Source organism: Vibrio ruber DSM 16370 (assembly GCF_900163965.1).
In the GTDB taxonomy this organism is placed as follows: Bacteria; Pseudomonadota; Gammaproteobacteria; order Enterobacterales; family Vibrionaceae; genus Vibrio; species Vibrio ruber.
Genome location: NZ_FULE01000038.1, coordinates 1 through 10,781, shown reverse-complemented (window position 1 = coordinate 10,781; position 10,781 = coordinate 1). Strand labels below are relative to the sequence as shown.

Annotated in this window: 9 protein-coding genes and 1 riboswitch; of the genes, 5 read left to right on the top strand and 4 right to left on the bottom strand. The window is 43.7% G+C overall.

The features are described 5' to 3' along the window. On the top strand, positions 1-571 hold a 571-nt coding region (locus VR7878_RS14200; RefSeq protein ID WP_077336746.1), incomplete at its 5' end, for an IS3 family transposase. A gap of 447 nt (positions 572-1,018) precedes the next feature. Then, positions 1,019-1,975 (top strand): hypothetical protein, encoded by a 957-nt coding sequence (locus VR7878_RS14190; RefSeq protein ID WP_077336744.1) that lies wholly within the window; start codon positions 1,019-1,021, stop codon positions 1,973-1,975. Positions 1,976-2,198: 223 nt separating this feature from the next. On the opposite strand, the gene VR7878_RS14185 is transcribed toward VR7878_RS14190, so the two are convergent. Then, the gene (locus VR7878_RS14185) at positions 2,199-2,945 is read right to left on the bottom strand and encodes a chromosome partitioning protein ParA (RefSeq protein WP_077336743.1); all 747 of its coding nucleotides are present in this window, start codon (positions 2,943-2,945) and stop codon (positions 2,199-2,201) included. Positions 2,946-3,421: 476 nt separating this feature from the next. After that, positions 3,422-3,515: riboswitch (glycine riboswitch) on the top strand. A gap of 109 nt (positions 3,516-3,624) precedes the next feature. Here VR7878_RS14185 and VR7878_RS14180 point away from each other — a divergent pair. Further along, complete coding sequence (locus tag VR7878_RS14180) at positions 3,625-4,992, top strand: alanine/glycine:cation symporter family protein (RefSeq protein ID WP_077336742.1); 1,368 nt, start codon at positions 3,625-3,627, stop codon at positions 4,990-4,992. Positions 4,993-5,006: 14 nt separating this feature from the next. On the opposite strand, the gene VR7878_RS14175 is transcribed toward VR7878_RS14180, so the two are convergent. Both VR7878_RS14175 and VR7878_RS14170 read right to left on the bottom strand, forming a co-directional pair. Then, on the bottom strand, positions 5,007-6,068 hold the full coding sequence (locus tag VR7878_RS14175) for a zinc dependent phospholipase C family protein (protein ID WP_077336741.1): 1,062 nt from the start codon (positions 6,066-6,068) through the stop codon (positions 5,007-5,009). A gap of 151 nt (positions 6,069-6,219) precedes the next feature. Next, positions 6,220-7,071, bottom strand: coding sequence for a DUF4123 domain-containing protein (locus tag VR7878_RS14170; RefSeq protein ID WP_077336740.1), 852 nt, complete (start codon positions 7,069-7,071; stop codon positions 6,220-6,222). A 446-nt stretch (positions 7,072-7,517) separates the two neighbouring features. Here VR7878_RS14170 and VR7878_RS14165 point away from each other — a divergent pair, with 446 nt between their 5' ends. Then, positions 7,518-9,002 carry a carboxypeptidase M32 gene (locus VR7878_RS14165; RefSeq protein ID WP_077336739.1) on the top strand — a complete coding sequence of 495 codons (1,485 nt, stop codon included), beginning with the start codon at positions 7,518-7,520 and terminating at the stop codon, positions 9,000-9,002. A gap of 239 nt (positions 9,003-9,241) precedes the next feature. Further along, complete coding sequence (locus tag VR7878_RS14160) at positions 9,242-10,522, top strand: hypothetical protein (RefSeq protein ID WP_139344103.1); 1,281 nt, start codon at positions 9,242-9,244, stop codon at positions 10,520-10,522. A 44-nt stretch (positions 10,523-10,566) separates the two neighbouring features. Here the strand turns inward: VR7878_RS14160 and VR7878_RS14155 are convergent. Then, the coding region (locus VR7878_RS14155; RefSeq protein WP_139344037.1) for an integrase core domain-containing protein at positions 10,567-10,781 on the bottom strand (215 nt) is incomplete at its 5' end.

Here is a 10,781-nt window from a genome sequence, read left to right as displayed (position 1 = left end):
ATCACAAGAGCACGTAGAGATCCCAAACCATCTGTCTCGACAATTTGCCGTTACCACTCCCAACCAAGTCTGGGTCGGTGATGTGACGTATGTCTGGACGGGACAACGCTGGATGTATCTTGCTGTTGTCATCGACCTGTTCGCGAGAAAGCCAATTGGTTGGGCGATGTCAGTATCGCCTGATAGTAAGTTGACAGGGAAAGCACTCTCTATGGCGTTTGAATCACGAGGTAAACCCAAAGGCGTGATGTTCCACAGCGACCAAGGAAGTCATTACACCAGTCGTTCTTATCGGCAACTGTTGTGGCGTTATCAAATCAAGCAAAGCTTATCTAGGCGAGGTAATTGTTGGGACAATAGCCCGATGGAGCGGTTCTTCAGAAGTCTAAAGACAGAATGGATACCGGTGTCGGGTTATAGGAGTTTTAGCGAAGCAAGACAGCATATAACTCGTTACATCACAGGTTATTACAGCCAACTTAGGCCCCATCAATATAATGGTGGGCTGACACCCAATGAGTCTGAACGACTATATTGGAAAAACTCTAAAACCGTGGCCAATTTTAGTTGACCACTACAAACCGAACTCTTGAAATACAGGAAGCAAGAGATAAGTATGAACAAGCTTGCCAACATCATAGGGAAATGGTGAGTCTTCATCGGGCAGGTAAGGTAAGTTCTGAAGACTTAAAAAATGCGATAGACGATATGCGACAAGCGCAAAATGCTCTAGATAAAGCTAGAATGGCTTAAGTTCTCTATTTACTCGCTGGTACTGTGCCTCAAAATCCGCTATCGCCGTTAGGTACCAACTTTGTTTTGCCGAATCATAAACAGCAAAATATTTTTATGACACTTGGCTTCTAAATAGAAAGCATATAAGCGCCTGAGACTTCAATATACTATTTCCTATTTGAATTGGCCAAGCTAGGAGTTTTATATTGATTGGTAGCAACATAAGTGGAATGTAAGTATGGAGTTATTCCATCTATAAAGCGTTAGCAGTACAAGGAGATTTATGAGTATCTTAAAAAATGCGGTAGATTCAATAGCCATAGGGCTGGAAGACTTTGAGTCAGCGGATGATCGAAGAATAATATCTTCTACTAGAAACATATTTGCTGGAATATTGCTTTTATTTAAACATCGTCTTTGTGAACTTAGCCCTGAAGATTCGGATGAAGCTTTAATCAAACAAAAAGTATTACCAGCAATTGACGCAACTGGTGCTGTAAACTGGATTGGTCAAGGCAAAAAGACTGTTGATGTTCACAATATTAAAGATAGATTTAAGTCTCTGAGCATAGAAGTTGATTGGAAAAGACTAGAACGAATTAACAATTATAGAAATGATATTGAGCATTACTATAGCACTATGAATCACGAATCCGTTCAACAGTTAATTTCTGATTCTTTTATTATTATTCGTAACTTCATTGCCGAACAGCTAGATACAGATCCAAAAGAACTATTGGGTGAAGAATATTGGAAAGTAATGGTCGAGGTAAACGAAGTTTACGAGCAAGAAAAGGCGGCTTGTGAACTATCGCTAGAAACGCTGACGTATGTTTCAGATACCATCTTAGACGCTTTCAAAAAGTATCAATGCCAAGAGTGTGGTTCTGGATTAATTGAAGCTCAAGATACTGGTGTAGATGCTTTGGAAGCCAACTTTAACTGTCGCTCATGCGGACATTCAGAACATTACGAAGAATTGTCGGGGAAGGCTCTAGCGGAGTATTTTGCCGCTGACCTTTATTTAGCTCATACCGATGGTAACGATGTTCCTACGATAGATTGTCCATCATGCTATCAAGGTACTTACTTGATAGAAGAGGGAATCTGTTCAATATGCGATTTTACATCAGCTTCGTCATGCATGCGGTGTGGAGGCCGTATCCCTCCTGAGGAAATTTCCGAGTCTGATCTGTGTGGTTACTGTTCATACATGATAGATAAAATCATGCGCGAGTAGTACTGCTAACAAGCGTTTAGGGCTTCAAGATACTTTTCTAATCTGTAGGAAATTACATAGAGTAATCCCACTAAACGATTCCTGTCCAAAAATGCCCCGTAGGATGCAGAATGTAGAAGTACGATGAAGTCACACGGTATAATCAAAATTGTCAGATCCAGTCGGAACGAATACAGATACGCCAATAAACCGGAACGCCAAGTCCCGGTTCATTTACACATCATTACTCATCAATCCCCAGATCTTTGGCCAGCGCCTGAATCTCTTTCAAATCCATCTGATTGACTTTGATCAGCTGATTGACTTTACCCAAACGTTCATTGGCAGCATCCTGTTGATCACAGGCATCGGAATGTGCATCCCACGAGGTGCCTTGCAGATAAAGATCACACTCTTTCTTCAGCTCTTTCTTTTTCTGCTGTAAGGTTTCCCGCTCTTTTTCCAGCGACTCAAGTGACTGCTTCACTTTCAGCTCTTTCTGGAACAGTTCACGTGACCGCTCAAACATCGTCGCCTGAAGATCAGCCTGATGATTCAGCCGGTTATTAACTTTATTGACCTGAGTGATCTTCGACTTCTCTGTAGATAACTGCTTTGCCAGCTCAGCTTTTTCCTGCGCCAATTGCTCGATTTTGCCATTCAGCTCATCGACCTGCTTTTGGTAAGCACTTTTTTCGTCCGCTAACTTTTGATCAAACTCTTTACTCAGTTGCTGAATTTTCAAATGAGTTTGTTGATCTGAATCGACCAATGTTTTCTGGTTGACTTGTTCAAGCTGATGATAACGTGTTTCCAGCGCCTGATAAGCCTCTTGCCAACGTTGTCCCGAGAGCAAAGCACCGATCAGTCCGCCTGCGGCAATCCCTATCACGGCAGCGATACCAATGTAGATATAAGTTCGCTTGTCCCTTTGCTCAATAACGACAACCTCTTCATCTCCATCATCCAAACTGTCAGATTGTTTATTCACAATAACTCCATCTGCTTTAACGTATTAATTCACTTACAACAACGGCTACCAGGTAAACTGCAAAAGCGCTACACAGTACGACAATAATGCCCTTCTGGATGTTTTCTCGAGTGTCGTATCGAACCAAAACATATGCAAGCGCAATCAAAACAATAATTGCAATGAGTCTAACCATAACTATTCCGCCTTACTCATCTGGGATTTATATCATGATTCTTTTATTTAAGGTCAGAGGAAAGTTGATAATACATCAAGTCACCATTTTTTATAGATTTACCTAAATTCTGTAGGTGACATCACAAAATTTTTGGATTAACATCATCCCGTAAATCATCAACCTAGATGATTGTTCCAGTGAAGACTACAGGAGAGAGGTTGTTAACCTAATTTTAACATTAGGTGAAACATTTCCCACCGAAGAAGTAAATCTTTCAGGTGTATCACTCTGAATTTTTGAGGATACGAGGACTGTAGTTGGAGGAACCTCTGGAGAGAATCGTTGAATCGATCGCCGAAGGAGCAAGTCCCATCCGGGATGAAACTCTCAGGCAAAAGGACAGAGGAGTGAAAGGCACATTTTTTGAAAATTTATTCGACGCGTCGTCCGTTATTTCAGGATGATCACTTTATAATCAACCTTTCCTCTTCTCCTTATTTGTACTTATTTTAAGGGGAAATCATGCAAGACCTGCAATCTATATTTAGTGCTATCGATAGTTTTATTTGGGGTCCACCACTACTCATTTTACTGGTCGGAACCGGTATCTACTTCACATTCAGTCTCGGACTGCTGCAATTCCGCCACTTACCCACCGCATTAAAACTGGTGTTTGGCCGTTCGTCACAAGCCAAAACCGGTGATGTTTCCAGCTTCGCGGCACTATGTACCGCACTATCTGCAACCATCGGTACCGGCAACATTGTCGGTGTGGCAACCGCCATTAAACTTGGCGGGCCCGGAGCACTGTTCTGGATGTGGTTTGCTGCTCTGTTCGGCATGGCGACCAAATACGCGGAGTGTTTACTGGCCGTCAAATATCGCAAAACCGATGAAAAAGGCCAGATGGTTGGCGGGCCGATGTATTTTCTACAAGACGGTGTCGGCTCAAAATTATTAGCGACCGCCTTCGCGGTATTTGCGATTGGTGTGGCATTTTTTGGTATTGGGACATTTCCGCAGGTCAATGCGATTGTCGATGCATCACAACTCTCATTTGGCGTTTCCAGAGAAGTGGCGGCTGCTATCCTGACGCTGCTGGTTACGATTGTCACCATCGGCGGTATTCAGTCGATTTCCAAAGTTGCCAGTAAAGTCGTGCCAACCATGGCGCTGTTTTATATTCTGGCCTGTCTGTCGATCTTAATCATGCAAGCAGATCAGTTTGTTCCCGCAGTCCTGCTGGTGATTCAATCTGCTTTTACATCGACCGCAGCAACCGGCGGTTTTGCCGGTGCCACCATTATGTTGGCGATTCAAGCCGGTGTCGCCCGCGGCGTGTTCTCCAATGAGTCTGGTCTTGGCAGCGCCCCGATGGCCGCCGCCGCCGCAAAAACGGACTCCTGTGTACGACAAGGGTTGATCTCCATGACGGGGACATTCTTTGATACGATTCTGATCTGTACCATGACAGGCTTGGCTTTAATCATCACCAATGCGTGGCAGGGGGATCTGTCCGGTGCCGCAATGACAACCCATGCGTTTGCCGTCGGTCTTGATTCAGCAACGGTTGGCCCGATGCTGGTATCCATCGGATTAATCTTCTTTGCGTTTACCACAATTCTTGGCTGGAACTACTACGGTGAGCGTTGTGTGGTATTTTTGTTTGGGACTAAAGGTGTCCTCCCCTATAAGCTGATCTTTATCGCGCTGATTGCTTCCGGAGCATTTTTACATCTGGATTTAATCTGGATCATTGCTGATATTGTCAATGGCTTAATGGCGATTCCCAACCTGATTGGCTTACTGGCGTTGAGAAAAGTGGTTATTGCAGAAACCGCGTTATTCTTCCGTCACGGGATGATGAAGTCTACCCCGGCCGAAGCCTGAATACTGTTCAGCGTTTAACGACGAATCGAGCGCGCCATGCGACATGCAACCGGCGCGCTTAATTTCTGCTCACCGAAATTCGGAGTATTACCCGCCGGGATTTCTCTCTGTGTTTGTGTCCCGAGGCATACTAAGGCCCCAATCCGTTCTGGTGCGTCTATATGTTCTGGTGACCATAGCGTTAAATTCCCCTGCTCACACCGCCCCGTATCCAGATTCCAGTTCTTCAGCCAGTCCGTTGCACCGTGCTCATAAACACTCTCACCCAGTAAACATTGATACCGGATGATATTCGCCACCGTAAAATCGAAGACCTGATCATAATGCCAGCAACCATAAGGGGTCTCCAGATACTCAATGTATTGACGATCAATAGCTGAAATCTGCGGATAAACCAAACCAAGAAAAGCCGCAACATGGCGGGAAAACGGAAATAGCCGATATTGATCTTCAACCAGAGACATCACGCGAATAAACCCGACATACCAGCCGTCAATATCCGGTGTGCCGAATTGCTGCCCATAAGTATCAAGCAGTGACTCCCGCCACACCGTCTCAATCACATGGTCAATCTGATGGGGGGACTGAATCTCTGCACAGTGGAGCAAATGACGGGATAGGCGTTCGACATAACCAATATCACCCAGCCCCATACGTTGCCAGATAAACGCATCCTGATGCATTTCACACTCGCGATGCTGTTGTTTATTCTGGTCGTACTCCCCGACTTTGAGCTCTATCACCGGATGAATCGCGATATCGGTAATCACATGAGCAAGAAACCCACTCAGCCAGGCAAACGCACGATCCTGCTGTTCTCCCTGTAAGCGACGGACATGCTCAATCATATTACGCAACAAATCACCGACCGATTGATAGTGCATCCGATCCGCCCACGCAGCCTGAAGAGAATCAGTAATTTTCAGATAAGGAAAATCAGGAGAAACCGCCCCCATTTCAACGTAACGCTGGTTCACGAGTAAAATACGTTGCATTCGGCTGGGTAAAGCGTACAGCGCATCACCTTGCATGAATGCCTGATTGACCGCCGTGATATGAGCAAATGCACCCGGCATAATAAACCTTCACCATTGCTTGTCTACTGATAACAACTTACGTGATTTTTATGACATTTATCTTGCATGAAAATTAATGAGATACGATAAAAGCATCGATCATATCTATCATTGTTCTTTCCTTATGCACAAATATTCCTGAACTCGGCAATTACACATTCAACGCATACTGCCTGGCTAATCGAGCCGCCTGACAAATCCGCTGTGTCGGCGAATTGTCCGGTGAGGGGAAATGAATCAGTTGATAAATTTCCGGATACGATTCACCGGTCACCGCTGATTCCCCCAGCCAGCCAATAATATTAAAGTAATTCAACTGATCCTGACGGGTGACAAATCCTTTCTGGCGGGCAATCTGCGCATGAGCTTCAATCCATAGTGTCCCGCTTTCCTGCTGAAATAACACCTCAGGAAAATGGCGTCGCATATGATGATATATTGCTTCAAGCAGACTCTGCCATGCAATATGACTCATTTGCTGCCATTGCATCGGTGTTAATTGCAGTGGTAATTCGAAAAAGACCATCGGCTCAAAGTCAGCCCGAACCATAACTTGCCAGCCCAAAGACGTCGGGAGCCAGGCCTTATCCATTGGCTGCCAAAACCAATGACACGAGGCACTGAGTAATGTCCACGCGACATCGGCATGAGCCATATTGAGATAGCTTGTAGTTCCGTAAGGAGACAGCACCTGAATCTGCTGCCTGAAATGTTCGGCAAGTTTTTCGAGCGACCAAGATGAACTGAAGAAGAATCCCTCCGTCCCCTGCTGATGCCTCAAAAACCAATGTTTTACCGAATGATCGACAGCCAACAGATAAGGAGAGCTTTTTTCATCCGGTTCACAGAGATAAACGGCTGCTGTTTCAATAATCGGATCATCAGGAAAATAGACCCGGGAATAAGGTGGCAGTTGGCGCCCATCAACAAACAGATAAAGCTCATGACCCGTCTCTGTCGGGCTCAAATCTAATAATTGCTCAGATTGAAATCGTCTCATCATTCAAGCCCATCCTGAATGAGACGAAGGCGCTAAGATGAATCGACAGGCTTGTTGATAATCTGACCGAGATAACCAATAGAAGCATCGCAAAGTTACTATCATGATCATTCCTTTTATATAGATAGGCGAAAAACTGCTTCGCTAAACTCTTTATGAATTCAACGAACTGTTTATCATACGATTTAAGTCATTTGAGTTAAAATAAAAACTCAAACGAATAAAAAATCAATTCTATCAATATTTGTCTCATCATGAAGATTGCATCTTGCAATTTAGATCACTTTTGGGAGTCACTTAACAAATAAAAACAACAATAAAAATTATATATAAATCAATAAGTCATCAAACATAAAAATCATTGTGTCTTTCACTGCATATTGAGATACCCTTGACTGTATTGACTGCGACTAAAACATTTGCCACGACTAAAAAAAGAGGTTGAATCTATGAATGCGTACCATCAGTTGGTTGAGCATGTAAAAAATATCTCTCACTTCGAGCATCTTGCTGCAATCTGTGGTTGGGATCAGGCTGCAATGATGCCGTCAGGCGGTGCACCAGCGCGAGCCGATGCCATGGCTGCACTACACGTTCATATTCACCAGTTGATGAACCAGCCCCAGCTTGCCGAATGGTTTACACAGGCAGAACAAGCCCCGCTCTCTACAGAGCAACAAGCCGTTGTTCGTGAGATGAAGCGGCGCTGGCAACAAGCGACCGTCTTGCCTGAATCACTCGTTCAAGCCAAATCAATCGCCGGTGCCCGCTGCGAACATGCCTGGCGCCAACAGAAACAAGATAATGACTGGGCAGGTTTTGCGGCCAACTGGGAAGAAGTGGTCAAACTCTCGCGCGAAGAAGCTCAGATCCGGGCAGCAGCGACCGGCAAAACCCCTTATGATGCAATGCTCGACCTGTATGAGCCCGGAGCATCTACCGCAACGCTGGATCGCTTATTTGACGATGTGAAATCTTGGCTGCCAGCGTTGATTGATCAAGTCATTGAGAAACAATCCCGCGAATCTGTGCTGCTACCACGGGGCAATTATCCGAGTGAGACGCAAAAATCACTGGGATTAGCGATCATGCAACTCCTGCAATTCGATTTCGATCACGGCAGACTCGATGAAAGTACCCACCCGTTTTGTGGCGGTGTGCCGAGCGATGTGCGCATTACAACCCGCTACAACGAGACAGAGTTTGTCCAGTCACTGATGGGAATCGTCCACGAAACCGGCCACGCCCGCTACGAACAAGGCTTACCGAAAGCCTATGCCGGAACAGCGGCCGGTGAAGCGCGCTCGATGGGGATTCATGAGTCACAGTCACTCTTTTTTGAAATGCAGATTGGCCGCAATCCTCAATTTATTTCTCATTTGGCGGATCTGGCTGCCCGGCACTTCAACGCCCATAATGATCCGGTATTTGCAGAAGCGAACCTGCAAAAACTGTACTCCAGAGTGAATAAGGACTTTATCCGGGTCGATGCTGATGAACTCACCTACCCTGCCCACGTCATTCTGCGTTACGAAATCGAGCGTGATCTGATGAATGGTGTGATCGAGTTCCGTGATGTCCCGGAATTATGGGATCAAAAGATGCAGCGTTATCTCGGGCTTTCTACTCAAGGCAATTATCGCCAAGGCTGTATACAGGATATTCACTGGACTGATGGCAGCTTTGGCTACTTCCCGTCTTATACCCTCGGTGCAATGTATGCCGCACAATTTATGGCTGCTATGAAGAAAACTGTTGATGTTGACAGCGTTATACGCTCCGGTGACTTATCACCAATTTTCAATTGGCTATCAGCAAATATCTGGAGCAAAGGCAGCTTATTCACCACCGATGAACTAGTGAAACAAGCGACTGGGGAGACGTTGAATCCGGCGCATTTCAAAGCCCACCTTGAAAACCGCTACCTTCGCTAGATTGGTAAAGTATTAAATAATGTACTTTGGCATTGAGTGTGCTTGCTTAATGCCAAAATATGTACAAAGGCATTTTCGAAGGGGCATTACTGACGTCACTCAACCATCATATATTATTAATTTATGATGATATTCTGGTTTGAAATGGTTAAGAATTTTGAGATAGGGTTAGAAAAAAGCGAATTGGCATAAACGTAGACGGTTGCATTAACAAGATTAAAACTAAAAGGAAGGAAGATTTGCAAAAAGAAAAAATGATGGCGATCCATGCAGTCGCGACATCGGAGAATTTGCTAGATTCGATTAAAATGTTTGAGAGAAACTTACCATTACTGCATGATTGTCATTTTGTCTTTGGGGCGAAAAATGGTCCCTTGCCTGGTTATTCAGTAAACTTTGACTTCACAGATGGCTCCGCTATAAGAAGTTTATTTAAATCTCCGAAAGTGTTCGTTCTAGACTATAAAACTGTAAAAGCTATGCGAACGGGAACCGCATCGTTTAAAGTTGATTATTCGATATCTCTTGATACCCAAGCACTAAGCTATCTCGAACCATTTCTTGGAAAGCGAACTAGCAAACTTCCAAAAGATTTTGATGAAATATTTAAATTCATTTCTAAGAATGAAACTTCGGTAGATCCATTGCCGTACATACATGAGAACTACATAAACCTTAAAGACCCTCAAAATGCTAATAAAATATTCCAGAAAATTAAAGCATACGAAGTTCTGAGGTCTCTAAACTATAAATCGCTATCTGAGCAACACGTACTAGAATCGTACCTAGATGAGCTAGAACTAAACAAAAATGCCCAAGAAAGCATTGCTTGCATGTATCAAGAATTATCTAATCGCACATATTTTGACACTATACGTACCCGCGTATTTTCATTCTACGCTCTATTATTAAAAATGATTTCTATCCAGCTAAGTTCTCCCCGAAAATCAACTTACAATAAGTTAGTAGAGTTCTTAGATTTTAGTCATTCAATTCTAGCCACGATGTTTTTCCGAGAAACTCTTTTATCGAATAGTTTTTTCGATAGAGGGCAAGGTTTTGGTTTTTTTAGTAAAATACAAAAGAACAAAGCCGACCTCTTCGAGGTTGCTTTGGGAATGGCGTGGGATTTATATCATATACGCCAATTGGAATTTGGCTTAACGATAAGACCTGATTCAACAGCAGACTACTTTTTCCCGTCTCTACTCTCTTGTGACAAACGTCTTGCTGAAGTTATGCATCTATATCCCCTACATTGCTGTGCTTATGTAAAAGACTCCTTTTCTCCGATACCTTTCTATGATGCAGATATAATAGACTCTCTGACGTGCAGTCCTGACCAGAAAAATAACATTGCAAATCGATATTTTACTGAGTCAGCAAAAGTTCAAAGAGATAAAAGTCAAGAACAAGCAAAAACAGACCTAGCTGATACCGTAAGTACACTAGAAAAGGAACTATCTGAAATAGCTAAGGTTAAGATAAATGAGTCATTAGTCGACAAATTCAAATTGTAAAGAGTTCAACTAATTTCTTACAACCCATGACCTGCCCCCAAGAATTAATCCAAAATTTCATTAGTAATGCTTATTAAATCACCATTGTTCGTTACTGTTCTTGTGGTTGCTGCAAACTCAGATGGAGTCAGATAATCCAGTGCTGAGTGAGGACGATTTTCATTGTAATCCATACGCCAGCTACTGATGAGTTCACGAGCATGACTCAGATCCCGAAACCAATGTTCGTTTAAACATTCATCGCGGAACTTTCCGTTAA

Bases quoted from the DNA above. Each gene is read 5' to 3' on its own strand.
- VR7878_RS14190 (WP_077336744.1), top strand. From the start codon at position 1,019: ATGAGTATCTTAAAAAATGCGGTAGATTCAATAGCCATAGGGCTGGAA.
- VR7878_RS14180 (WP_077336742.1), top strand. From the start codon at position 3,625: ATGCAAGACCTGCAATCTATATTTAGTGCTATCGATAGTTTTATTTGG.
- VR7878_RS14175 (WP_077336741.1), bottom strand. From the start codon at position 6,068: ATGCCGGGTGCATTTGCTCATATCACGGCGGTCAATCAGGCATTCATG.
- VR7878_RS14170 (WP_077336740.1), bottom strand. From the start codon at position 7,071: ATGATGAGACGATTTCAATCTGAGCAATTATTAGATTTGAGCCCGACA.
- VR7878_RS14165 (WP_077336739.1), top strand. From the start codon at position 7,518: ATGAATGCGTACCATCAGTTGGTTGAGCATGTAAAAAATATCTCTCAC.